This window comes from Shewanella sp. MM_2022_3, from assembly GCF_022557375.1.
GTDB lineage: Bacteria > Pseudomonadota > Gammaproteobacteria > Enterobacterales > Shewanellaceae > Shewanella > Shewanella xiamenensis.
The window spans coordinates 55,278-75,517 of sequence record NZ_JAKZGV010000002.1 but is presented as its reverse complement, the minus strand read 5'-3'; the positions used below and the strand labels follow the sequence as shown (position 1 = coordinate 75,517).

Below are 20,240 nucleotides of genomic sequence, written 5' to 3'. Positions count from 1 at the left end.
GCCAGTCGGTATTGCACCGTTCTAGCGCCGCAATGAGTGTCAATGAGTAGTTATAGAGATCGGGATTTTTGCGGCCCGAATAGATGGGGATCTGGCACTTGCTCAGTAGCGACTCGTCCGGCAACACATAGACTGTCTTGGTCGTTGTCACGGTTCGCACAATAGGAACGCTGCTCGAGCAACCGATTAAGCTCATCAGGCACAGCAGCCACAGTCCACGCTTTATCTGCTTCATCGGTCGAACTCTCCATCACGGCCTTGGCTTTGGCCTTGCTATCAATCAACACTGTTTCAACGGTATTGCGTCCCTGCTCGCGCACTGTCAGCGTTTTAGCGGTGAGCGCAGCATCCAGCCGCAATCGTTCCTTTTCAATCTCAGCCGCTTTAAGCTGCTCTGTCGCGTTGTCCAAATCGGTTTGAATCACAGCCTTAGCTGCGATTTCATTGGTTAAGTTGGTATTGGCAGTCGATAGCTGACCAGACGTAACAGCCCACATTGCACCGCTTACAATCACCGCAATGGTTAGTAAGGCAATCACCACCATCACAAAGTTGTCTTTAATGGTTTGAAACATGGGTAAGCTCCTTTAAGCACAGTTGCCGTTCTGCTTCACGGCGGTTAACAAGCCCTTGTAATTTCTTGCCCTTGGCATAAACCCACTTAGGCAACTCATTGCACGCGCCAACACGGTCGCCACGCAGCAACTTTTTACGCAGTGTTGAATCACTGAAATTCTGTGCGCCGACGTTGTACATAAAACTGAGATAAGCAGCACGTTCGCTATCAGTAATAGGCACGCGCACTAGATTGGTTAACTGGCGGTCGAACACTTCCAGATCATCGGCAAGCATCGCCAGGCATTCTTGCTCGCTAAAGCGTTGCCCTAGTGCTAACTCTGACCCAGTCTGACCAAAGCATGCCGATACAATTCCAACCGGATCAACATAGGTCCCAAGCACTAATCCCTCATGCTCAGCAACAAAAACGCCTCCCGTCACTACTGCACCAGAAAAGCCAGCAGCGAGAAGGAAGGCGCGGATTTTTGACATTATTACTCACTCACAGGCTCGTTAAGCCAAACCCAGTCGCTGGCTAAACAATCAGATGTTGATGGTGCCCAATAAGCCAAATCTTGTTGCGCTGTTTTCAATATCAAACACGCACGAAATGGTGTGAACGATGAATCAAACTCACGCTTTACTTGTTCATATGGGCACGGAATAACTTTGCTTTCAGGCGCGTAGAACGCAAACATCCCAGCACCATTCCAGCCTTCACGCGCAACTCGATAGCCTTTTTTCATCAGCTCAAGTGCTTCGCCAAATGTAAGGTTTTCTGTTTTAAGAGGTGTGTGACCAGAAACGCCAAAAGTATCAAGCGGGTGATATCCATCATTAAAGATATGCTTTGGCGACCAGCTAACGTATTCGTCGGCAGTGCCAAGGTTATAAACCACCAAGTAACCTTCGTCGGCTGGGTTCTCATTTTCTGGAATAGTCCAGCCACGAACATCGTTATATTCGCCACGTGTCAGCGGCATTGCGTGAACTTCCTTGTGACAACCATAGCGAGGCATTGCAACATGGCTCATTGCCTTGTTATTTATGCAAGCTCTCAAATCAACTGCTGTCTCATTCATTATCGGAGTCCTCGGAGTCCAGAAACTAAAAAGCCCCAGCGAATGCTGAGGCCTATAAACGCAAAAACCACCCCGAAGGATGGCTTTAGTTAGATTCGTACAGGTGCTTTAATGGCACGATAGCTAAATACTATGTGATTTGGATTCTATGTCAAGAAGGAAATTTGCTGATCGTATTTTTCAACTCTTTATTTATTGAATTTAAAACGAAGTTTATGTTTTCCATCATGCCAAGTATTGTTTTTTTTATCATATCAACCTGATCTTTATTATTTTTTATTTTTTCTATTTCAGCTTTATCCATCATATCCATTGTAAGTTTAGAAAGTGAAAAATCACTAGTTAACTTATTGTGCAACAAATAATCATAAACTTTTAAGTTCATTATTTTTGCTTCATACTTTACTGCAGAATGAATAAATTCTAACCTAGTGCTTTCGTAGCAATCATTATCAAAATTCACGTAACTTGCTAATTTTTTGTTGTATTCAGACAGTAATTCACATAGTTCACACAGCCCATTGGATAGCTCAATAAGCCTATGTTGTTTATTTATTAAAAACTGATGCTTCCATTGTTTGTAAGCCTTAAGAGCTAAAAAGTATGTCAACACAGTGAATACTGTGCCAATAGTTGAAGCGCTAAACAGCTCCCAATGGAACAATTTGCAAGCAAATTTTTCAACATCGCTAGACCAAACATAGCCAAAGATAATGCCTGCCATCATGATCAGCACAGAAACTAAGAGGTAAAAAATTGAGGTTTGAACAAACTTTTGCATAGGTAAAAGAACTCCTTTTCAGAATAGCTCCATAATATCAGAAAATTAGCATAATACTCTTGCTTTAAGCTCCGCATTCTCCGCTTCCAGTTGTCCTATCCTTGAACTATCCGCGAACGACTTACCCTGCATTTCGCTTACTAAGTCCTCAAGAGCCATGATGTAAGCCACGGCCTCCGGTGAATGTTTACCTTCAACAAGGCCATCTTCATACTCGTCGCAAAGCTGCTCAAGTGACTTCTCAGCTTCTTCCTGTAACTCTACCGCCTCAACAAGCTGCGGATCATCTTCAAGCACTTCGGCCCGTTGTAAGTTGGCAATTTTGAGCCCAAGCGGAAGATTGTTCAAATGAGTTACGGCTTCATCGAGTGTCATCGTTCCATCTTTTCGCCAGTATAGTGATGCTGAGACATCTCGCATACAGTATCCAGAGTCATCTAGTCTAATGCCGATAACGCCTTTTACAGCTTCTTCGCAGTCATTTAATGATTGTTCACCTGTTAGATTTAAAGTTTTTATTGCTAGAATTATTTCTTCGAAGCGAGCCTTTAGCAGTTCTTCCCATTCTTTATCGTTCATAAATCACCTGTAAAATTTATCAGTTAAGTGAGCTAGGGTTGTTATTTCGCAGGGTTCCGCACTCATTGCACTCTAATTCGGCCTGCCTTAAATCAGCACTAAAACCGCTAATTAGCGCGACTGCGCACTGCTCCAAAAAGTTCAACTGCTTGATTTCGGAATGATGCGTCGACTTTTGGCATTTCTGGCAGAATCGTTTAGCCATTTTTCGATTCCTCTTTCTTGCGCCAGCTGCCAATAAAGCCAAGGTTCTTACCGCACTTCCTGCACCAAGCATCACATGCTTGATCTTCATTAACGCCACCGTCATGCTTGCAGCGCCATTGTTTAAATAGCGTGATAGCGTTAATGGCGAAAGCCACCGCCACGACTAAGGCGATAACAATTAAGCCCAAAATATCGTTAATGGTATAAACAAACATCACTTCACCCCTACTGGATATAACTGCATTTCGACAGCGTTTTTATTGAATCGCTTAGCCCTAGAGAACACGCACTGGTTTTCGTTGCGCCTAAGAATTTTGTCTACTTCGAGCCTCACAACCTTAAAACCTAACTTAGTTAGGGTTCGATATTCAGAAGGCGTAAACCATTTGCGCAGCTGAACCATATGCAAACAAGCGCAGCCAACAAAATCACTTGTTCGAGTTTCTGCGTTTAAATCTAAATCAGGAAACTCGACGTAATACGGCGGCAAATTTTTATCTTGCTCAAGCCACTTGATAGTGAAACCCGGGCGAAATGGGCCGCGACCTTGTTTGTCTTGAATACGATAAACATACTCAGTCATTTGCCTTCACCTATCTCATAACCCGCATCAATCAACAGCGCGCAAATGCCCTCAATGCTGGTCGTCTGACACTGGCGCGCAATCGCTGCCATGGCGTTAATCTTCGCCTGGCGTTCATCGATTAGTTGCGGATCACGCTGGCGACGCTCCAATAACTCGAACGCCTCGCGTTCCTCCTTGGATTCTGTCAGGTCGTCCGTGGTGTTTGGTGGAAGCGCGCAAGCTGGCGCATCTACAGCAAGGTGTTTAAGTTCTGCTGATAAAGTGCGCGCAGCGTATTTAGCTCTTGCTACTGCGATTGTTTTTGCAGTCACTGGGGTGAAATGATTCATTTAACTACCTCCAACGGTTGGCGCGATTGCGCTTGCGGTCTGATTTGTTGCGTCTAAAAATTGGTTGCATTGACATGGATTCGTTTAAAAATTCAGGAATCTTAATCGGCAAACCATCCTGAACCTGAGCCCAATTATTTTCAGGCTCTATATCGTTAATGTCAGCCACGGTCACCACACCACTTCTAAGCCGCAACGCCATTAACGCCCTTCCAAGCATCGATTTACCAACACCACCACCAATTAAAATGATCTGCTTATCCATTCATCACCTCGATTTCTGCCTGCACCAAACGCAATACACTGGCCGCATACTTCGCTGCATCGCCTTCATGCTGATACAGCTCGTCTATTGCGCTCGTGTAAACGTCGTAATAAACCTGATTGAATTGCGCCTCGGTCAAATGCTCACGGGCCAGCGCATTAAACGTCGCGGCCAGTTGCTTTGAGGTTCTTAGCGCTGTAATCCCAGAACCCTTGCAATGCCTGCAAGCGTGGCGCGGATCTTTAAACCCTACACCGTTGCAGTGATGGCATTTCTTTGCGCCGCAAACTTCCTCAATCGCCATCGACGCCAGCGCCTTTGCCGCAACCGGATTCACGTTTTGATGTTCCAGCGTGCAAATCAATGCGCGCTTAAGCTCGGCGCTACTGTGTTGATTGCCGCCAATCTTGGCCTCAAGTATTTTCACCCCGACCGGATAAACGTGCTGAACCATGGCGATCACGCCGGCAGCATCCTCGCGGCTAAAAATGCCCTTCCCACTGGCGCGCGGCTCAACGCTTATCGCCTGCTGTGAAGTCAAACAAAATAGTCTCTCAAGTGATACGCACATGCGTGAATCTCCAAAGTCTCGCCAAGTCTACGCGCCAACCCATCAAGCGCTCTATTTTTAACTTTTAAATTATTCTTTTAAATCAATAACTTCTAACAGCAAAGCAGCAAGTAAGGATATTGCAGCCCAATCGGAGCGAACGGAATGTCATCATCCCAACCATCATCTAAATCAGGAGTGAAGTTCTGTTGTGGTTGTGGAGCTGGTCTTTGCTGTGGCGCAGGACGTTGTTGCGGCTGCTGGCTAGGTGAATACGCATTCTGCTGCTTCGGTTGATACGCTGGTGCTTGATAAGTTGGCGCCGATTGCTGAGCGGGTGCGCGGTATTGCTGTTGGTGCGCAGGGTCTTGATAACCGCTATTGTTCTGCCCTTGCCCTTGGCCTTGCGCTTGACCGTTCGGTTTTGAACCAAGCATCTGCATTGAGCCATGCATATCAACAATGATTTCGGTTGTGTAACGGTCTGAGCCATCTTGGGCTTGCCACTTACGCGTTTGCAATTTACCTTCAATATAAACCTGTGAGCCCTTGCGCAGATACTCCCCGGCAATCTCGGCTAGTTTTCCAAACAGCGTAACGCGGTGCCATTCTGTGCGCTCTTGCTGTTGGCCTTGCTGGTCCTTCCAACTCTCGCTAGTCGCAATACTGATATTGGCGACCGCGTTTCCGTTCGGCATATAGCGCACGTCAGGGTCTTGCCCTAAGTGACCAACTAAAATGACTTTGTTCACGCCTCTTGACATAACTTTCCCCTTATCCGTTATCTGTTATCCGTGTAGCGCGATGAGTGCAGCATCGCGTTGATCTTCATTAGTTCGTTCACCTTGCCAGCCAGTCAGCTTGCAGAAGTAGGCATGATTCTTTTTCGCCATCATCTTCACCTCGCCCTTAAGCGGTTTAACCAAATGCACTTCAACGCCTTTACTGTTGAGCATTTCTTTAATGAGGCTTGCAGTCGCTTTCACTTGGCCGACGTTCTGCGAGATTTTGCGCATTGCAGCAGGCCCAGTTCCTGCCCTATGCTTTACACCAGCCCAGGCGTTCACATCTTCCAGCTTGACAATGATTTCGTTATCCGCAGCGAGCGTGGTGATAAACTCAATCAGCTGCGGGAAAGGCATTTTGTGGAGTTCGCTAATCTTGTTGCGGATCACGATGGCGACGCCGCTGGCTTCTAAATCTGGGTCGATACCGATAGTTAACATTTCACTTTCCTCTGTAGCTGCTGGCTAAGCCATGTAAAAACGTGTTGGCGTTTTTGCGTCCATCGCGTCCACCGGCTAAAAACAATCTTTCATACTCGACTGAAACCGCATGGCGTTGGCCGTCAGGTATCCAGCGAATGCAACGCTGCACAAAGCGCAAATCTGATTCACCACCACGGCAGTGATAAAACAGCGGTATTGAGCGCACGGGTTTTGCTGTTCTTGCTGCTTCAACCAATGCGCGCATATCTGGCTTTGGCGCCGCAGGCTTTACCGTTTCGTCATTCGCCGCCTTAGGCGCATTCACAAATGCGTATAAATCTGGCGCATCATCCGGTAGCGCTTTAAGTGCTCTAGCCATGGCTAACCACTCTTAAGCGGCTGTTGGCTTTGCGCTGTTTAAACGCTTTGCGGCGTTTTGTTGCTAACTGCAACTTGAGCATGCGGATTTCAATCGACGTTCTCGCTATACGCTTGCCGATCTGCGCTTCAAAATCTTGATTGAACTTGCGCAGTTCGCCTGTGCGCTCAAGTAACTTGGTTTCACGGCTTGGAATAAACTCACCGCGCGCTTTCTTTGCGCTGTATGCGCGCATGTGCGAAGTAAACAGCGCCAGTGCTTTTTCTTGAGGTAGTTGGTTGCGGCATTGGTATGCACACTTAAGCCGTACTGCGTGCTCAACATCAGTCAGAGGCTTTTTACGCTCAATCATCCGAGTGAATGCCTCAAGCACATCGACGTCGGATAACTCGCTTGGATTGCACCATTGGATAAACTGGCCGCAGCTAGGCATAAACGGGCTTGGGTCCAACTGTGCGCGCTTAATGCCAAGCTCGATTTGCTCAAGCGTTCGAATGCCATGCTGTGCAAACGCTTGTGTCCATGTGCGCTTCCATTCAGCTACAGCACCTTGCACTGAGAACGCTTGCTTGTGCGCAGGCTTAACCGCAATCAGTTGCTTTAAGGTCTGGTTTACGATGTGAGCCACAGGGCTATTGGGCCCAATCGTCATAGGTGCTTGCTGTTGCTGCTCGCCGATGTACTTAATCGCACGGCTTTGCAGTTGGCTTAACGCTAATGGGCCGTTCATTGCGCTTGCTCCACGCCTGGCAACATCAATCCTTCTGCCCAGCTGGTATCGTCCAGATCATCAAACGCCCGATTTGAGTTCAAATAATCGGTTTGGCGATTAGCCAGCCAAGTATTCACAAACTGCAAAATCTTGGTCTTGGGTTTTAACTTGTCTGGCTGAGATTCAAACCAGCCGATCATGTTGCGCAGCTCTTGCTCGTTATCTAGGTTCGGGTACAGCTCATTGAATCTTTCTATCTGCTCAGGCTTGATAGCGATAAAGCCACCACCCAGCAGCGGCAAGCTAATCGCGCTTTTTGCGATTTGCGCTGCTTGTTCCTGTTCCTGATCCTGTTCCTGATCTTGGCTTCGAAGGGGCTTGCAAGGGGCTTCGAAGGAGCTTTCTTTTTGCGCTGGTTTTGCCAACCCTAAGACCTCCCAATAAAACTCAGCAAACTCTTGTTTTGCTTTGCTTTCTGGTAGCTCTCCAAACGCCCTTTTAATCGCTTTTACTCGGTTATCTTTAGGGTTTAAATTCTCACCAACTTGAAACTTGAGCATGTTCTTAACGAACACTGTGTCAGTAGCCGCATCAAAGGTGCAAAACCCACCTTCCAAGAGGCTCGCAAGCCCCTTTGAAGCCCCTTCGATACTTAACCCAGTCTCATACGCCATGTACATGATTGGACAATGAAAAACGCCAATCATCGTGCTGTGCGGACTGGTCATTAAGTACATTGCAAGAAGTTGCGCCTCAGGTTTTCCCCGTAATTCTTTGCCAGTTTTACCAATCCAAAAATGGGGTTTAACCACGCTGTACTCACGCATAAAACACCCCTTTATAAGGGGGTTTGTTATCCCTTACTAAGCCCCTTTGAAGCCCCTTTGAAGCCCCTTTAATAGCGATGAATATTGTTTGCATCACTACACCTCGCTATGCAGCGGACTCGCTTGAGTCACCAAAGACTTCGGGATTTAGCTTCTCTGGTGCAATACCTGTGATTTTGCTAAACGCCTTCACTCTCCTTGCCGGGATCTGATTATTGTTAAGCCACTGCACAACAGCTTGTTGAGTAACATTGCAAGCGTCAGCAATCGCAGATTGCGGCAAACCCTTCGGGATTAAATCTCTAATTTTTTTAGTCATACCTTCCTCATGCAAGTATTACTTGTATTTCCGTTAATTCTTGCACCTTAAAACCAGTTTGACAAGTTATTCTTGTGGTGCATAATAAAGCAATACTTGTAGCATTATAAAAATGGACGATAAGAACTTGATTGGTCAGCGCATTAAAGCGGCTAGAGAAAAGCAAAAACTCAGTCAGGAAGAATTAGGCGACCTGATGGGTGTGTCTTTTCAGTCAGTGCAGCAATGGGAGTCTGGTAAAACGACGCCCAGAACTACACGCATGCGAAAACTGGCTACAGTATTAAAAACTTCACCTAATTGGTTGCAATTCGGGATGGGTCAATCTACCTCGGAAAATCTTGACGATATTCTTAAGTTTATTCGGTCGGATGAATTTAAGAGTCAAGCTTGCTCAGCTCATGCAAAATCATTGCAAGCACTGCTTTCTATGGGATGGATAGGCATGAAACGCAATGACGTGACGATGAGTATCATGAATGATGTGTTCTTCTCCAAGTTACTTGAAGAATACGGACTAGATCCTGAACAAGAGAAACCGCCAGCAATACAAGAAACACTTCAAAAATAAAGCCGCTAATTGCGGCTTTATTTTTATCTAGAGGCTTTAATCGTTATCGGTACGACTGATTCATTCACCTGGTTAGCTTCAAGCTCTTCAAGATAATTAAAATACCTTTCTACCAGCTCATCCTGCTCATCCGTCAGTCTTTCAAACTCAGAAACCAGTTGCAGATCAGGCCGAGTATGCCTTAACTCATATTGCTTTATTGCATTGCGAATAAAGCTAGCTGCTAGCTCGCGTTCTGCATCTTCCTTAGCGCCGCAAGACTTAACCGATGAGTTATATTTCTTATTAACAATAAAGAAGAAATAAACAAACACAAAAACGAGAGCAATCATAAATATGTTATACACTGTTAAATCCCTCTAATGCCTGAAAATCCTTTTTGGTGTTGTATCTGTTTTACCGTAAAGAAGATCATCACAATTAAAATAGAAACGTTCATGCTCGGTATTGAATATTTATAAATCAAACCTAACAAATCTGGTCCTATCTGCCTATCTAACAACCTTACAATTTGCAACAAAGCAAAAAACTGCAAGCTAAACGCTAAGTATTTGGCACAGCTTGAAAACTTTTGGTTTAAAAACGAGTGCAACTTATAGATCATCACAACGCCGATAATATCTATAAAAGCAAATGTCATATAAAAAACCAATCTGCCAACATCAACATCATAGCTAGATATAGCTCCGCGTATTGGATATTTCAAAATAACGCCAAGCGATTGGACAACTAAAAAAACCACAACAGCTATTGACTCTGATGATAAGCGTCTTAACCAGACTACATGCACAATCAGAAGTGCAACTAATGTGACTTCTACAGCTACGCCAATATAATCAAGCAATTCATTTGTTAACAGATTGGTCATTGTTTCCTGCCTCTAGCCGATATTAAATATCTACTTATTTAATAATTGGCGGTTCAACACCGTCGCCGTTATATGCTTTAGCTTTTGGAGGTTCAACTCCATCGCCATTGTCAGCTTTTTGCATTGGCGGCTCTACCCCGTCACCATTATCTTTAGTCGATAATAATGGAGGCTCAACACCATCGCCGTTATCTGCTTCAAGTAATGCAAGCGCTTCTTCACTAATTGTTACAGTATCGCTTTCAGCAGTTGCAACAGATTGAGTCGTGGAAGCATCGCCAGAAGTCGATGCAGGTTGAGTGCTATTAGTAGCCGTGGAGTAAGAAACTGCGGTGTTTACAGACTGTTGCCCAACAATTGTATTGCTCATATAACTTCCTTTTAATCCGTCATCCTGCCCGTTTGGGCAGGTGAATAGTATGTTAAAAAAACCTTTCAGAAAAGCGGAATAACACCGCCCACTTCAAAGCTTCCATCGAATATTACCCTGTCTAAAAAAATTTATACAAGTTTTTCTTGATTTTTTATATTTCACTTGTAGGATTAAATACAAGAATTACTTGTATCGAAGATTTCATAAATTTTCGATAACGCTCTTTAACAGACTGGCCCATGAACAACTAAACCCGCCTCATCGCTTGTTGAGATTCGGACTAGGTTACTCCGAGGATCACGCGGCGGAGGATAGTAATCCGCGTAAACAGACCTATACACCGCTATTGGCGACCGGACTGTTTGAGTGGGAAGAGCCCATAAGAACAGGTACTGAATGGTTTCACTGCGAGCATGACCCAAATATGTGTATAGCCCCGCCAACCATCGGCGGTGTGGTAGATGGACAAAGCCCCTTATTTAACAGTGAGGGCGCATTGGGAAGCAGTTTGCACAATCGGTTAAATAGCGCGGTGCGCAACGTGCTGAGTTACGGCGTTACAAAGCGCTGGGGTACAGCGAAAGCTCGGAAGGCCGTACACAAACTGCTTCACCAATGCGAATCAATAAAAGGTTTCAATCATGAGCAATCAAAAATCACTCAATCAAAGCCAATTAGAAGCTGATGAAATTCACCACATAAAAAGAATTGAATGGCTAAAAAGCGAGAACCCCAAATGGTCATGTGGAACTCCAGTTTCAAAAGCAGACGTTAACCAAATGATTCGCAGCAGTATTAATTGTTTAGATTTAATCGTTAGAGGAATTTCATTAAATCACGCCAATGGCACGGCAAAAGTAGCCAATCAATCAGAGGACAAGCCCATGTGACTAACTAGCCGTTAGAAGCGGCCACTTACAAGCGCAGGTTATGACTGCGCCCCGAGTATCCATGTCGATAGCCAGCCTTGGGACTGGTCAGGGTTAATTAGCAAAGAAACCACTGGTAAAGCAGCAAGGACGCCTGAAAGCCTTGCACCAGTAATTAGCGGCTATAGAGCGACGCTACGACGGGTTCAGGCCGCCGGATGACGTAACCGGCAACGTTTTATCAAAGATTTTCATCGAGAGGCTTTGATAAAGCCTATCAAGGAGGACTTATGGACGACCGTTATTCGGTTTTTGAAAACCAACTGTTATTCGCGCTTACCGTTGCACTGCTCGCTAATAAAAAAGGCGACGCAATGAACGATAGCGCGATTAAAAACTGCCTCGAGTCAATCGAGCAGCATTGCTTAATCGGCCCTGTTAGCGATGCGTTTGACATGCATTTCTGCCAGTTCACAGGTTATTTGTATCACTACATCGACGACAAACTAACCACCATTGGCACGCTGCGGATCAACTGCTTAGGCCGCGCCAGAGTCGCAAAGATTGGCGGGCCGTTATACCAAAACCAAACCATCAACACTACCGACCGCACCGAGCGATACATTGAGCGCAAGGAGCAGCGCCGCGGCGTTTATCGGATAGACCTAAGGAGCGCGCTGCCATGTTAACCAACGTAAATGCAGTGGGTGATTATCTCACTGCACAGTTATCTCACTTAATCGCGCTTGATAGCGCCAAGGCCGAAGCGATTGATGCTAAGGCGGAGTGGATTGAAAACCAACTACAGCGAGGTATTGCCGTGGAAGGACATGACCTAGACACCATTATCGAAACCGTACTCGATAACGATGGAATTAAAGAAGCCATGAAAATCGCCTATCTGTACGGCAATCCGCACGGTATCAACGTGTTAATTGATGCCGAAATTACCCGTTTATCAAACATGATAGCGCCGGATTTAGTGCAGGCGCATTTGGATAGCTTGGAGGATGTGGCATGACACAACGTATCGAATGTAGCCGCCGCACCTGCCGCTGGACTGGTAGACATGAAGATTTAAGCAAGATCGCTGACCCTAAATACGCTTCTAAGTCTTTTGCTATTTACTGCGGTGCTTGCCCAAAATGCGGCTGTAAATCTTATTACGACTTACCGGAGCCAATCATCACTGAGCGCGTAGAACACGCAAACGCGCTCATCAAAGTGATATCCGAGCATGGCCGCAATTTCTTCGACAACAAAGGCACCATAGCAACACTTGAGCTTGATAAAAACGGCAAGGTTTGGTTTGTCGATGAATATACCAAAGTACGGGTTTACACCCATTACCGAGGCAGATGGAGAGGGTTTAACCATGGAGGAACGTTACGCGAATTAGTCTGTGCAATGCGTGACTACATCGTAAAAGGCGAACAACTATCGATTGAATGGATTGCGCCTACTCGTTGGAATCCAGATAACGGCGACATTTGGGGCTATGGCAAAGAAGCCGCCGCAGCCGTCCGCGCAGCCGCTGCACAACTGCCAATTATTAAACAAGGAGAATAGTCATGAGCAAGCTCTTTAAAATGACCTTTAACCCTATGGCGTCAGCGCCTAAAGGCACTTGCAGTATTACTTACTGCATTGAGGTTGATAGCCTCGCAGCAGCAGAACGCCAAGCCGAAGCTAACCTTGCCGCAGAAGGTTACAACCGCAAACACTTTCGCCGCAATATAGAAAGCCATTGCACGCTAGTTGAGTCACGTGAGGTTGCTGATGAAGCTGTTGAAGTTGACAATAAAACCGTAAAAGTTGACAAACAGCCTGAATTGTCAACCAAAATCGACCACGATAAAAGCTTATATGCCGACGCGCTCACACCTGAGCCAGCAGCGTTAGTCGAAGATGATGACCCATTTGCGGCCTTTGCGCCAAAACCGTGGACTATCGAAACGCTTAATGCGCGCCTTGAACAATTAGTGCCTGGCGAACGCTTAATCATCGACGACTTGCCAGATGACATTTACCACGGCGCAATCGGTGTTAGTTCAAGCAAGCTCAAGCTGTTTATTGAGTGTCCGCAAAAGTATTACGCCAAGTACATCGCGAAAATCATTCCGGATCCTGAAAAAGCCTACTTCGATTTTGGTAAGGCAGTGCATACCACCTTCTTACAGCCTTGGTTGTTCGCGTCAAGCTACGTGTGCCAGCCAGAAGAAATCAAAATCCGCAGTAGTAAGGCTTGGTATGCATTCAAAGCCAAAGCCGATGCAAACGGTCAAGTGGTGCTGACTAGCGACCAGTGGGACGATATGCCGATACTGCGCCAGTCGCTTGAGTCAAACCCCAAAGCTAAGGCGCTAACCACTGGCGGCGTAGCAGAACGCAGCATCTTCACCCGCGACGTTGACACAGGACTGATTATCAAATGCCGACCAGACTACATGATAGGTTCGCTGATTATCGACCTTAAAAGTGATGCTAGCGCAGATCCGCGCTTCTTTGGCGCTAAGGCTAAAAAGCTTGGCTACCACATTCAAGACGCGCTTTACACCGACGTTGCTGGCGCCGATGAATTTGCTTTCCTCGTTGTCGAGTCAAGCCGCCCGTTTGTGATCACCGCGCCGGTGATACTCGATGCCGATGTTAAGCGCCTTGGTTATCTCAAGTACCGCAAAGCCATGCGCGAGCTTAAGCGCTGCATGGAGCACAACGTCTGGCCTGCTTACACCGACGTAGCGGTAACAGTTGGACTCAACGCCTTTGAAGCGCAAGAGCTTGATGCGCTTGAAAATGAATACACAGAACTTAACCAGAGTGTGATTGAACACACTCATAAAATGGAGCGTGCAGCATGACAGCACATACACCAATCATCATTGACCAGCCGACAAGCACCACTGAATTAATGATGAACCTCGACGCGATGAATAATATGTATCGCTTAGCTGAAACCATGGCAGGCGGCAAAGCTACTGTCCCGCAGCATCTGCAAGGTAACGTGGCTGACTGCATGGCTATCGTAATGCAATCGGCGCTGTGGCGCATGAATCCGTTTGCAGTTGCCCAAAAAACCCACGTTGTTAGCGGCACGCTTGGTTATGAGGCGCAGTTAGTTAACGCAGTAGTGAAGCACTCAGGCTCAGTACAGGGTGCATTTCATTACGAGTTTTTTGGCGACTGGTCAAAAGTGATTGGTAATTTCATCACCAAGACAAACCAGAACGGCAAGCCATACCAAGCGCCTAATTGGACGCCTGCCGATGAAAAAGGCTTAGGGGTTAAGGTATTCAACACCTTAGCAGGAGAAAGCGAACCACGCCCACTAGAGCTTTTGTTATCTCAAGCACAGGTTCGCAATTCAACCCTTTGGGCATCCGACCCTAAGCAGCAATTAGCTTATTTAGCGGTTAAGCGGTGGGCGCGCCTATATTGCCCTGAGGCCATTCTAGGCGTTTATTCTGCCGATGAATTGGAATCAGAGCGACCAGAGCGCGACATTACACCGCAGCCAGAGCAGCGCGCCGACTCACGCTTAAACCAAGTGTTAAGCGGTGCGACCGTCCAGCAAGAGGCAATTGGTCAGCCAGCGCAAGCCGCGCTGCCATCACCGTTTGAAAAGTTAAGCCTGTCACTTAATGACTGCACAACGATTCAAGAGCTTGATGAAGTCGCCGCCGAAATTGCCACGGCAATTCAATCTCACAAGGTTAACGACTCTGAGAAGAAACACTTAGGCGCAATCTACAAAAATCGCAAAGAACGGCTGCAACCTAAAGAGCCTGAAATCGACTATGAAACAGGCGAAGTCGCCTAAATCATCTTTCCCCTTTTAAACCATCAATATGGCGGCGCCATAGCCGCCAAGGAATCTATCAAATGGAAAACCAACAAGAATTTTTACCAACCGTTAACCCTATGACTGCCACAGTGCAAGAAATGTTTGGCCAAGTGCTGCAGCAACGCATTCAGTCAGGCGCGCTTGAGCAAGCAATCGGAAAGTATGCTGACAAGCTGATTGATGATGCTGCTAGAGACTGCTTTCAAAGTTATGGCGATGTTGGCAAAGTGCTTAAAGAGCAGTTTGCCAAAGCCATCATGCCGCAACTTGAAAGCATTGCGGATCTGCCAACCTATAACGAATACGTGACTAACCGCCTCAAGCTGGCCACCCAACAGTTTTACGATAATCGCCTTGCTGCCATTCTCGATAAAGAGCTTAATGAATTGCTTACCGAATTGCCTGAGCAAATCACTCTTTCGTGGCTGGTACAAAAGGTGATCGCAGAAAGTCGCGAATACAATGATGATTATGAAGGCGAGATCACGCTGATTATCGAAGAAGATAACACCTATGGGAAATTTGCGCAGATCTACCTTGATAAAGAAAGTGATCGGTCAAAGCGTGACTGTAAGTACAACCTTCACATGCATCAAGATAAAGAATCAGGAAAATGGGAAATCATCGGGCTGCGCGTTGACGGTCATAAAGCAGGCGAACAGCTCAGCATGGGCCGTCAATACGGCTTTGAAAAAATCCTGTTCAACGTCTACGCCATGAAAGGCCAAATCGAGTTTGACGAAGGGACTTATGCGTCATCTTACGAAACTAGCTGGTGCAACGACTAACCTAGCCTAACCCCCACCAAACACTCATTCACGGCGCGCAGTTAGCGCGCTGTGGCTTTGCTTTATCTAAAATTAATTAAGGAGCCAATCATGGCCGCAAAATCCCCTAAAAATGTTCAAGCAACTGCGCCAGAACAAACCGCTAACCTACCCGTTCCGTTTGAAGAAATTACCGAAGCCAAGGCCGTAGAACTCGGGCCATTGCTTTACACTGAGCCAGGCGCGTTAAAGCCATATCTTGATCACATTAAAGCCAGCGTTAACGAAGTGCCAGACCTAACCACCACCAAAGGCCGCGACCGTATCGCCTCGCTTGCTGCCAGCGTTAGCCGTAGCAAAGGAGTCGTCGAAAAACCTTGTCGCGCTTATCTTAAACATCTAAAAGCCGTGGTTAAGCCAATCGAGCAAAACATTAAAGAATTTGTTGATGAATGCGACGCTTTGCGCGACAAAACGCGCGAACCCTTAACCAAGTGGGAAGAAGAACAAAAGGCTATTCTAGAGAGACTTAAAGCCAAGGTTGATTACTTTGGCGAAGAATATCAAAGCATGCTTGAAAACATGCCGAGCAATGTTCATGAGCGCGCCGACTTTATCAAAGCCGTGCTTGAGGATATTAAAGCCGAGCCAGTGGGCGACGATTTTGAATCGATGAAAGAAGCAGGCGAAGCCGCCAAAGCACAAACCGTTGAAAAAATGACGCTAGCATATCAAGCCGCGCTCATTGAGTCAGACAACCAGCGCAAGGTAGACGCGCAAGCCGAGCAAGACCGCTTAGCCCGTGAAAAACAGATTGCCGAAGAAGCGGCGACAAAAGCTAAAGCGGATGCCCAGGCCGAATTGCAAGCTCAAATTAAACAAGCGGAGATAGATAAACAGGCCGCGATACAGAGAGCTAATCAAGCCGCCATCCACAAACATGCCGCAGACCAAATTATTCAACTGCTTAACGGTTGGCTGGTAAAGGTTGGAGACGTACTTAATTCAGTAGAAGCCAAGCAATGCCTTGATCAAATATCACGGATTGAATTTAGTGAGGCAACAATCGGCACTGAAACTGAGCGCGTTTGGGTTATTTACAACTCTGTTTACGAAACTGCTAAAAACAAATTTAACTCGCTTGCAAAAAGTGAGGCGGATAAAGCAGCGAAAGACGAGGCAGAACGCAAGGCAAAAGAAGAAGCCGACCGCAAAGCGGCTAATGTTGAACACCGCCGCAAGATTAACCAAACCGTTATGCAGCAACTTATCGCCATCGGTGCAACTGAGGAGCTAAGCAAGGCCATTATTACCGCTGCCGCTAAAGGCGAACTTGGCGCAATGACTATCCGTTATTAACGCGCCAACTACTAGCGCGTGACTCACTTGAACCCATTAAAAACCTAAGCGCGGCAAGCGCATAGCCTGCCGCGATAGCTTTCATTTGGAGAAAACATCATGGCAAGAGCAAGACAATATCATCGCGGTATCGGCGCCTGTGCAATCGAGGCGCCACGTTCAGAAGGCTGCAAACGTGGCGATATTCTAGTAGGTCAAGCCACGGTAAAAGCGTTTAAACATGGTTGGGCATTGTTAGGTTCGCGTTTTACCAGCAACAAACTGCGCGCTATCGAGCACGCCAAGCGCATCGACCGCATGTTAGTGAGGGGTTAGCTATGTTTAGAGTATTTGGCATAACCCGCAGCCAAGCGGAGCAACTGGCAAAGAGCAAGGTTAATCGCGTTAAAAAGGTCGGCAAAAAGAAAGTTGAATTAACTGAGGCTGAGTATCAGCAGGCCTTAGCTGATGAGATAGCCCACCAGCTTCGCACCGCTAAACCTAAAATGGAGTGGGTAGTTTATGAGGCGTAATAAACACCACTCAGAGCCTTTAACGCCTTTGGATACCCACGGAAAAACGCCGTGGAACCCAAGCCGTAGAGCGCTAAAACTGGTAAAAGACCGCGTAGAAATCCCCTGTATTTGCCCTTATTGCCAAGGGCTAGTGAGCATCACTCATCACCAGGTTATTTACAGCGGTAAGCAGTATGGTGAGTGGCCTTGGGTTTATGCCTGTAATGACTGTGACGCTTACGTCGGCATGCACCCGTTCACTAACTTGCCACTAGGTACGCTTGCTGATAGCACGACCCGCAAGGCGCGCTCAAAAGCCAAAGCCGCATTTAACCGGCACTGGCAATCGCGCGGCATGAATAGAAAGCAAGGGTATATCTGGCTAGCAGAACAACTCGGCATTGAACGCCAAAAGTGTCACATCGGTTGGTCAGACACTGCCCAGTGCGAGCGGATCATTAAAATTTGTCAGGGGGAAGCATGAGCAAAAACACTGAACTCCCAGCTTTGCACATTACTGATATTGATCAGCTTAGACTGGTACTCGCTGAGTCATATCAACACAACAAGTTTTTACAGCAACAGTTAGATGAAATGCGTAATAAGCGATTTTGGCATTTCAATGATGAAGAAAACTGGCTATGGGATGCAAGCGGTAATAACTATCTTGATAGCTTAGTTTGCCCAGTCCTTATTAGCGCTGATGATATGCGCGATATTAGAGACGCGGCAAAGCTATTAGTTACCGCGACTGAAAACATGCGTGAAGCATGGGATACGGATAGCTTCATTTCTCTGTATGAGAAAATACTCTCCGCTGAAAAAAATCTCATGCGTTGCTTTCATGATGACCAAGGCGGTGCAGCATGAACTTCCAATTCACCTGCGATATATGCGCCAAACAAGTTAAGCGCGGCGAGAAATTCAGCATCGAAACCGATAAGCATGAATGCAACATCACTAAGTCAGGCGAGTTTATTGCCGACACCGTTTGCAGCTCATGCCATACCAAAGTCATTCGCTACATGCACAAGTTAGAGGAACGCGCGGGGAGTAAACAATCATGAACTATATTGAAAATGTTGTGATAAATAGAACATGGGCCATGCCAAGTAAAAACACATTTAATATCAAACCTATACGAAATCTTATAGAAAGACATATAGCTGGATTAAGTGTAGATCCATTCGCTAATAATAACCGATTTGCTACCGTAACTAATGATTTAAATCCTGAATTTGATACTGATTACAACCTTGATGCTGTTGAATTTTTACGTAAATTTAGTGACTCAAGCATAGATACTGTTCTGTTTGATCCTCCTTATTCACCAAGACAAGTAAGCGAGCATTACAAGTCATTAGGAATGACTGTTACAAGGAAAACAACTCAAAGTAGTTTTTGGGGAGATATAAAAAAAGAGATTGCAAGGATAGTCAAACCAAATGGGAAAGTTATTTCATGTGGTTGGAATAGCGGAGGGATAGGTAAAACCGCTGGGTTTAAACAGATTGAAATACTCATGGTTCCCCATGGTGGCTGGCATAACGACACAATAGTTACCGTTGAACAAAAAGTTGGTGCAGCATGAACCACCTTATCCAAGGCGGTGAATCGGCCGAACGCTTCAAGCTACTGCTTAGCTTAACAAAAATTGATGAGCCAATAAGCGCGGCGCTGTTTGACTACTTTGTAAAAGGTATTAGTTCAGGCAACGCCGCACAGCTACACGGCATCAAACACGGCAACGTGAGTCGCGGAGCAGATACCCTCGAAGAACGCGCCGCCATCGTCGAAGCAATCAAAGAAATTGACTGGGAAAAGCATATCGCAAAACTCAATCAAGCAAACGCGCGGATAGCTGAGCTAGAAGCACTGCTCGCAGATCCCAATAAATAGCCGCTCGCTTAACTGATAAAAAATAACAGTTAAATCCTCTTAACCATTTCCTAAAGAGATAAACCTATGAGCATAAGCACCTATGCAGAATCGTTGCGCGCGCTGAAAAGTAAAACGGTTCACTTCCTCAAAGAAGTCGGCGACCAATGGCGCACGCCAGACGCGCTTTACTGGGGCATATTCGCCAAGTTTGGCCCCTTCATCCTCGACCTATTCAGCGATGGCGATAACGCCAAATGCCCACGCTATTACACGGTTGAAGATAACGCCCTAGTCCAAGACTGGACCAAGGATTTAGCAGGCGGTAAAGGCTTTGCAAACCCGCCTTATTCCCGCAGTAGTTATGAAGATAATCAAGCCATTACAGGCATGCGCAACATTATCGCCAAGTCCATCGAGGAACGCGACAAAGGCGCCAAGTTTGTTTACTTGATTAAGTCTGCGACCTCAGAAGTATGGTGGCCAGAAGATGCGGATCATGTGTGCTTCATCCGTGGACGTATCAGCTTTGACCTGCCCGAGTGGTTTGTGCCAGCAGACAAAAAGCAAGAGGCATCAAGCGCAGGTTTTGCCTGTGCGATTGCTGTATTCGACAAGACATGGCGCGGCGAGCGCATGAGTTACGTCAACCGCGACGACCTGCTACGCGACGGCCAAGTGATGCTCGACATGGTTGCAGCAGCGGCTAATAAACAGGAGGCAGCATGAACGAACCTGATGACAGCGAAGAATCGCGCGGAACGTGGGCGATGATCGGCATTGTAGTAACGCTATTTATCTTAATGATTTACCCAGTGCTTGAGGATAAGGGGTT

Annotated in this window: 36 protein-coding genes; 17 read left to right on the top strand and 19 right to left on the bottom strand. The window is 46.4% G+C overall.

Features of this window, described 5'->3' with window-relative positions; genetic code table 11:
- Nucleotides 1–50 precede the first annotated feature (50 nt).
- The 16 genes from MMG82_RS01545 to MMG82_RS01470 all read right to left on the bottom strand — a co-directional run bounded on the left by MMG82_RS01545 (nucleotide 51) and on the right by MMG82_RS01470 (nucleotide 8,382).
- Nucleotides 51–575: a hypothetical protein gene (locus tag MMG82_RS01545; RefSeq protein WP_241406340.1), complete on the bottom strand. Its 525-nt coding sequence runs from the start codon at nucleotides 573–575 to the stop codon at nucleotides 51–53.
- Nucleotides 559–1,050 carry a lysozyme gene (locus MMG82_RS01540; RefSeq protein WP_241406339.1) on the bottom strand — a complete coding sequence of 164 codons (492 nt, stop codon included), beginning with the start codon at nucleotides 1,048–1,050 and terminating at the stop codon, nucleotides 559–561. Before MMG82_RS01540 ends, MMG82_RS01545 begins: the two co-directional genes overlap by 17 nt.
- A 2-nt stretch (nucleotides 1,051–1,052) precedes the next feature.
- Complete coding sequence (locus MMG82_RS01535; RefSeq protein ID WP_241406338.1) at nucleotides 1,053–1,640, bottom strand: DUF2829 domain-containing protein; 588 nt, start codon at nucleotides 1,638–1,640, stop codon at nucleotides 1,053–1,055.
- A 151-nt stretch (nucleotides 1,641–1,791) separates the two neighbouring features.
- The gene (locus MMG82_RS01530) at nucleotides 1,792–2,421 is read right to left on the bottom strand and encodes a hypothetical protein (protein WP_241406337.1); all 630 of its coding nucleotides are present in this window, start codon (nucleotides 2,419–2,421) and stop codon (nucleotides 1,792–1,794) included.
- Nucleotides 2,422–2,466: 45 nt separating this feature from the next.
- Nucleotides 2,467–3,000: a hypothetical protein gene (locus MMG82_RS01525; RefSeq protein WP_241406336.1), complete on the bottom strand. Its 534-nt coding sequence runs from the start codon at nucleotides 2,998–3,000 to the stop codon at nucleotides 2,467–2,469.
- 197 nt (nucleotides 3,001–3,197) lie between these two features.
- Nucleotides 3,198–3,422 carry a hypothetical protein gene (locus MMG82_RS01520; protein WP_241406335.1) on the bottom strand — a complete coding sequence of 75 codons (225 nt, stop codon included), beginning with the start codon at nucleotides 3,420–3,422 and terminating at the stop codon, nucleotides 3,198–3,200.
- Nucleotides 3,422–3,790 carry a hypothetical protein gene (locus MMG82_RS01515; protein WP_241406334.1) on the bottom strand — a complete coding sequence of 123 codons (369 nt, stop codon included), beginning with the start codon at nucleotides 3,788–3,790 and terminating at the stop codon, nucleotides 3,422–3,424. Before MMG82_RS01515 ends, MMG82_RS01520 begins: the two co-directional genes overlap by 1 nt.
- Nucleotides 3,787–4,122 (bottom strand): hypothetical protein, encoded by a 336-nt coding sequence (locus MMG82_RS01510; protein ID WP_241406333.1) that lies wholly within the window; start codon nucleotides 4,120–4,122, stop codon nucleotides 3,787–3,789. The genes MMG82_RS01515 and MMG82_RS01510 overlap by 4 nt, the downstream gene beginning before the upstream one ends.
- A gap of 4 nt (nucleotides 4,123–4,126) precedes the next feature.
- Complete coding sequence (locus tag MMG82_RS01505) at nucleotides 4,127–4,387, bottom strand: hypothetical protein (protein WP_241406332.1); 261 nt, start codon at nucleotides 4,385–4,387, stop codon at nucleotides 4,127–4,129.
- Nucleotides 4,380–4,928, bottom strand: coding sequence for a hypothetical protein (locus MMG82_RS01500; RefSeq protein WP_241406331.1), 549 nt, complete (start codon nucleotides 4,926–4,928; stop codon nucleotides 4,380–4,382). The genes MMG82_RS01505 and MMG82_RS01500 overlap by 8 nt, the downstream gene beginning before the upstream one ends.
- 122 nt (nucleotides 4,929–5,050) lie before the next feature.
- Nucleotides 5,051–5,701, bottom strand: a complete 651-nt coding sequence (gene ssb, locus MMG82_RS01495) for a single-stranded DNA-binding protein (RefSeq protein WP_241406330.1) — start codon at nucleotides 5,699–5,701, stop codon at nucleotides 5,051–5,053.
- Nucleotides 5,702–5,725: 24 nt separating this feature from the next.
- The gene (locus MMG82_RS01490) at nucleotides 5,726–6,163 is read right to left on the bottom strand and encodes a hypothetical protein (protein WP_241406329.1); all 438 of its coding nucleotides are present in this window, start codon (nucleotides 6,161–6,163) and stop codon (nucleotides 5,726–5,728) included.
- A gap of 1 nt (nucleotide 6,164) precedes the next feature.
- A complete protein-coding gene (locus tag MMG82_RS01485) occupies nucleotides 6,165–6,524 on the bottom strand; it encodes a hypothetical protein (protein WP_241406328.1) in 360 nt (119 codons plus the stop codon).
- Nucleotides 6,517–7,254 (bottom strand): replication protein P, encoded by a 738-nt coding sequence (locus MMG82_RS01480; protein WP_241406327.1) that lies wholly within the window; start codon nucleotides 7,252–7,254, stop codon nucleotides 6,517–6,519. The genes MMG82_RS01485 and MMG82_RS01480 overlap by 8 nt, the downstream gene beginning before the upstream one ends.
- Entirely contained in the window at nucleotides 7,251–8,063 is an 813-nt protein-coding gene (locus MMG82_RS01475; protein WP_241406326.1) for a hypothetical protein, read from the bottom strand. The genes MMG82_RS01480 and MMG82_RS01475 overlap by 4 nt, the downstream gene beginning before the upstream one ends.
- A 106-nt stretch (nucleotides 8,064–8,169) precedes the next feature.
- On the bottom strand, nucleotides 8,170–8,382 hold the full coding sequence (locus MMG82_RS01470) for a YdaS family helix-turn-helix protein (RefSeq protein WP_241406325.1): 213 nt from the start codon (nucleotides 8,380–8,382) through the stop codon (nucleotides 8,170–8,172).
- Between the two features lie 112 nt (nucleotides 8,383–8,494).
- On the opposite strand from MMG82_RS01470, the gene MMG82_RS01465 reads away from it, so the two are divergent.
- Nucleotides 8,495–8,953, top strand: a complete 459-nt coding sequence (locus MMG82_RS01465; RefSeq protein WP_241406324.1) for a helix-turn-helix transcriptional regulator — start codon at nucleotides 8,495–8,497, stop codon at nucleotides 8,951–8,953.
- 23 nt (nucleotides 8,954–8,976) lie between these two features.
- Here the strand turns inward: MMG82_RS01465 and MMG82_RS01460 are convergent, their stop codons facing one another.
- From MMG82_RS01460 to MMG82_RS01450, 3 genes are read right to left on the bottom strand one after another with little or no spacing between them, the layout of a single operon-like run.
- Entirely contained in the window at nucleotides 8,977–9,300 is a 324-nt protein-coding gene (locus MMG82_RS01460; protein ID WP_241406323.1) for a hypothetical protein, read from the bottom strand.
- Between the two features lie 2 nt (nucleotides 9,301–9,302).
- On the bottom strand, nucleotides 9,303–9,821 hold the full coding sequence (locus tag MMG82_RS01455) for a hypothetical protein (RefSeq protein WP_241406322.1): 519 nt from the start codon (nucleotides 9,819–9,821) through the stop codon (nucleotides 9,303–9,305).
- A 34-nt stretch (nucleotides 9,822–9,855) separates the two neighbouring features.
- Nucleotides 9,856–10,191: a hypothetical protein gene (locus MMG82_RS01450; protein ID WP_241406321.1), complete on the bottom strand. Its 336-nt coding sequence runs from the start codon at nucleotides 10,189–10,191 to the stop codon at nucleotides 9,856–9,858.
- Nucleotides 10,192–10,835: 644 nt separating this feature from the next.
- On the opposite strand from MMG82_RS01450, the gene MMG82_RS01445 reads away from it, so the two are divergent.
- The 16 genes from MMG82_RS01445 (at nucleotide 10,836) to MMG82_RS01370 (ending at nucleotide 20,134) form a co-directional block, all read left to right on the top strand.
- Complete coding sequence (locus MMG82_RS01445) at nucleotides 10,836–11,084, top strand: hypothetical protein (RefSeq protein WP_241406320.1); 249 nt, start codon at nucleotides 10,836–10,838, stop codon at nucleotides 11,082–11,084.
- Nucleotides 11,085–11,353: 269 nt separating this feature from the next.
- Nucleotides 11,354–11,752, top strand: coding sequence for a hypothetical protein (locus tag MMG82_RS01440; protein WP_241406319.1), 399 nt, complete (start codon nucleotides 11,354–11,356; stop codon nucleotides 11,750–11,752).
- Nucleotides 11,746–12,084: a hypothetical protein gene (locus MMG82_RS01435; protein ID WP_241406318.1), complete on the top strand. Its 339-nt coding sequence runs from the start codon at nucleotides 11,746–11,748 to the stop codon at nucleotides 12,082–12,084. Before MMG82_RS01440 ends, MMG82_RS01435 begins: the two co-directional genes overlap by 7 nt.
- Nucleotides 12,081–12,632 carry a hypothetical protein gene (locus MMG82_RS01430; protein WP_241406317.1) on the top strand — a complete coding sequence of 184 codons (552 nt, stop codon included), beginning with the start codon at nucleotides 12,081–12,083 and terminating at the stop codon, nucleotides 12,630–12,632. The genes MMG82_RS01435 and MMG82_RS01430 overlap by 4 nt, the downstream gene beginning before the upstream one ends.
- 2 nt (nucleotides 12,633–12,634) lie before the next feature.
- Nucleotides 12,635–13,924 carry a PD-(D/E)XK nuclease-like domain-containing protein gene (locus MMG82_RS01425; RefSeq protein ID WP_241406316.1) on the top strand — a complete coding sequence of 430 codons (1,290 nt, stop codon included), beginning with the start codon at nucleotides 12,635–12,637 and terminating at the stop codon, nucleotides 13,922–13,924.
- Entirely contained in the window at nucleotides 13,921–14,883 is a 963-nt protein-coding gene (locus tag MMG82_RS01420; RefSeq protein ID WP_277622138.1) for a RecT family recombinase, read from the top strand. The genes MMG82_RS01425 and MMG82_RS01420 overlap by 4 nt, the downstream gene beginning before the upstream one ends.
- 62 nt (nucleotides 14,884–14,945) lie before the next feature.
- Entirely contained in the window at nucleotides 14,946–15,695 is a 750-nt protein-coding gene (locus MMG82_RS01415) for a hypothetical protein (protein WP_241406315.1), read from the top strand.
- Nucleotides 15,696–15,785: 90 nt separating this feature from the next.
- Entirely contained in the window at nucleotides 15,786–17,033 is a 1,248-nt protein-coding gene (locus tag MMG82_RS01410) for a hypothetical protein (protein WP_241406314.1), read from the top strand.
- Between the two features lie 99 nt (nucleotides 17,034–17,132).
- Nucleotides 17,133–17,348, top strand: coding sequence for a hypothetical protein (locus MMG82_RS01405; protein ID WP_241406313.1), 216 nt, complete (start codon nucleotides 17,133–17,135; stop codon nucleotides 17,346–17,348).
- Between the two features lie 2 nt (nucleotides 17,349–17,350).
- Nucleotides 17,351–17,545 (top strand): hypothetical protein, encoded by a 195-nt coding sequence (locus MMG82_RS01400; protein WP_241406312.1) that lies wholly within the window; start codon nucleotides 17,351–17,353, stop codon nucleotides 17,543–17,545.
- Nucleotides 17,535–18,011, top strand: coding sequence for a zinc-finger-containing protein (locus MMG82_RS01395; RefSeq protein ID WP_241406311.1), 477 nt, complete (start codon nucleotides 17,535–17,537; stop codon nucleotides 18,009–18,011). Before MMG82_RS01400 ends, MMG82_RS01395 begins: the two co-directional genes overlap by 11 nt.
- Nucleotides 18,008–18,397: a hypothetical protein gene (locus tag MMG82_RS01390; RefSeq protein WP_241406310.1), complete on the top strand. Its 390-nt coding sequence runs from the start codon at nucleotides 18,008–18,010 to the stop codon at nucleotides 18,395–18,397. The genes MMG82_RS01395 and MMG82_RS01390 overlap by 4 nt, the downstream gene beginning before the upstream one ends.
- A complete protein-coding gene (locus tag MMG82_RS01385) occupies nucleotides 18,394–18,594 on the top strand; it encodes a hypothetical protein (protein ID WP_241406309.1) in 201 nt (66 codons plus the stop codon). The genes MMG82_RS01390 and MMG82_RS01385 overlap by 4 nt, the downstream gene beginning before the upstream one ends.
- The gene (locus tag MMG82_RS01380) at nucleotides 18,591–19,118 is read left to right on the top strand and encodes a hypothetical protein (RefSeq protein ID WP_241406308.1); all 528 of its coding nucleotides are present in this window, start codon (nucleotides 18,591–18,593) and stop codon (nucleotides 19,116–19,118) included. Before MMG82_RS01385 ends, MMG82_RS01380 begins: the two co-directional genes overlap by 4 nt.
- Nucleotides 19,115–19,426 (top strand): hypothetical protein, encoded by a 312-nt coding sequence (locus MMG82_RS01375; RefSeq protein ID WP_241406307.1) that lies wholly within the window; start codon nucleotides 19,115–19,117, stop codon nucleotides 19,424–19,426. The genes MMG82_RS01380 and MMG82_RS01375 overlap by 4 nt, the downstream gene beginning before the upstream one ends.
- Nucleotides 19,427–19,492: 66 nt before the next feature.
- Nucleotides 19,493–20,134 (top strand): phage N-6-adenine-methyltransferase, encoded by a 642-nt coding sequence (locus MMG82_RS01370; protein WP_241406306.1) that lies wholly within the window; start codon nucleotides 19,493–19,495, stop codon nucleotides 20,132–20,134.
- The last annotated feature ends 106 nt before the right edge of the window (nucleotides 20,135–20,240 follow it).

Coding starts and splice junctions, on each gene's coding strand:
- MMG82_RS01480 (WP_241406327.1), bottom strand. CDS start 7,254: ATGAACGGCCCATTAGCGTTAAGCCAACTGCAAAGCCGTGCGATTAAG.
- MMG82_RS01515 (WP_241406334.1), bottom strand. CDS start 3,790: ATGACTGAGTATGTTTATCGTATTCAAGACAAACAAGGTCGCGGCCCA.
- MMG82_RS01375 (WP_241406307.1), top strand. CDS start 19,115: ATGAACCACCTTATCCAAGGCGGTGAATCGGCCGAACGCTTCAAGCTA.
- MMG82_RS01425 (WP_241406316.1), top strand. CDS start 12,635: ATGAGCAAGCTCTTTAAAATGACCTTTAACCCTATGGCGTCAGCGCCT.
- MMG82_RS01465 (WP_241406324.1), top strand. CDS start 8,495: ATGGACGATAAGAACTTGATTGGTCAGCGCATTAAAGCGGCTAGAGAA.
- MMG82_RS01455 (WP_241406322.1), bottom strand. CDS start 9,821: ATGACCAATCTGTTAACAAATGAATTGCTTGATTATATTGGCGTAGCT.
- MMG82_RS01540 (WP_241406339.1), bottom strand. CDS start 1,050: ATGTCAAAAATCCGCGCCTTCCTTCTCGCTGCTGGCTTTTCTGGTGCA.
- MMG82_RS01545 (WP_241406340.1), bottom strand. CDS start 575: ATGTTTCAAACCATTAAAGACAACTTTGTGATGGTGGTGATTGCCTTA.
- MMG82_RS01420 (WP_277622138.1), top strand. CDS start 13,921: ATGACAGCACATACACCAATCATCATTGACCAGCCGACAAGCACCACT.
- MMG82_RS01535 (WP_241406338.1), bottom strand. CDS start 1,640: ATGAATGAGACAGCAGTTGATTTGAGAGCTTGCATAAATAACAAGGCA.
- MMG82_RS01370 (WP_241406306.1), top strand. CDS start 19,493: ATGAGCATAAGCACCTATGCAGAATCGTTGCGCGCGCTGAAAAGTAAA.
- MMG82_RS01405 (WP_241406313.1), top strand. CDS start 17,133: ATGGCAAGAGCAAGACAATATCATCGCGGTATCGGCGCCTGTGCAATC.
- MMG82_RS01485 (WP_241406328.1), bottom strand. CDS start 6,524: ATGGCTAGAGCACTTAAAGCGCTACCGGATGATGCGCCAGATTTATAC.
- MMG82_RS01525 (WP_241406336.1), bottom strand. CDS start 3,000: ATGAACGATAAAGAATGGGAAGAACTGCTAAAGGCTCGCTTCGAAGAA.
- MMG82_RS01440 (WP_241406319.1), top strand. CDS start 11,354: ATGGACGACCGTTATTCGGTTTTTGAAAACCAACTGTTATTCGCGCTT.
- MMG82_RS01415 (WP_241406315.1), top strand. CDS start 14,946: ATGGAAAACCAACAAGAATTTTTACCAACCGTTAACCCTATGACTGCC.
- MMG82_RS01530 (WP_241406337.1), bottom strand. CDS start 2,421: ATGCAAAAGTTTGTTCAAACCTCAATTTTTTACCTCTTAGTTTCTGTG.
- MMG82_RS01430 (WP_241406317.1), top strand. CDS start 12,081: ATGACACAACGTATCGAATGTAGCCGCCGCACCTGCCGCTGGACTGGT.
- MMG82_RS01490 (WP_241406329.1), bottom strand. CDS start 6,163: ATGTTAACTATCGGTATCGACCCAGATTTAGAAGCCAGCGGCGTCGCC.
- MMG82_RS01390 (WP_241406310.1), top strand. CDS start 18,008: ATGAGCAAAAACACTGAACTCCCAGCTTTGCACATTACTGATATTGAT.
- MMG82_RS01510 (WP_241406333.1), bottom strand. CDS start 4,122: ATGAATCATTTCACCCCAGTGACTGCAAAAACAATCGCAGTAGCAAGA.
- MMG82_RS01450 (WP_241406321.1), bottom strand. CDS start 10,191: ATGAGCAATACAATTGTTGGGCAACAGTCTGTAAACACCGCAGTTTCT.
- MMG82_RS01520 (WP_241406335.1), bottom strand. CDS start 3,422: ATGTTTGTTTATACCATTAACGATATTTTGGGCTTAATTGTTATCGCC.
- ssb (WP_241406330.1), bottom strand. CDS start 5,701: ATGTCAAGAGGCGTGAACAAAGTCATTTTAGTTGGTCACTTAGGGCAA.
- MMG82_RS01385 (WP_241406309.1), top strand. CDS start 18,394: ATGAACTTCCAATTCACCTGCGATATATGCGCCAAACAAGTTAAGCGC.
- MMG82_RS01470 (WP_241406325.1), bottom strand. CDS start 8,382: ATGACTAAAAAAATTAGAGATTTAATCCCGAAGGGTTTGCCGCAATCT.
- MMG82_RS01505 (WP_241406332.1), bottom strand. CDS start 4,387: ATGGATAAGCAGATCATTTTAATTGGTGGTGGTGTTGGTAAATCGATG.
- MMG82_RS01435 (WP_241406318.1), top strand. CDS start 11,746: ATGTTAACCAACGTAAATGCAGTGGGTGATTATCTCACTGCACAGTTA.
- MMG82_RS01380 (WP_241406308.1), top strand. CDS start 18,591: ATGAACTATATTGAAAATGTTGTGATAAATAGAACATGGGCCATGCCA.
- MMG82_RS01445 (WP_241406320.1), top strand. CDS start 10,836: ATGAGCAATCAAAAATCACTCAATCAAAGCCAATTAGAAGCTGATGAA.
- MMG82_RS01395 (WP_241406311.1), top strand. CDS start 17,535: ATGAGGCGTAATAAACACCACTCAGAGCCTTTAACGCCTTTGGATACC.
- MMG82_RS01475 (WP_241406326.1), bottom strand. CDS start 8,063: ATGCGTGAGTACAGCGTGGTTAAACCCCATTTTTGGATTGGTAAAACT.
- MMG82_RS01410 (WP_241406314.1), top strand. CDS start 15,786: ATGGCCGCAAAATCCCCTAAAAATGTTCAAGCAACTGCGCCAGAACAA.
- MMG82_RS01400 (WP_241406312.1), top strand. CDS start 17,351: ATGTTTAGAGTATTTGGCATAACCCGCAGCCAAGCGGAGCAACTGGCA.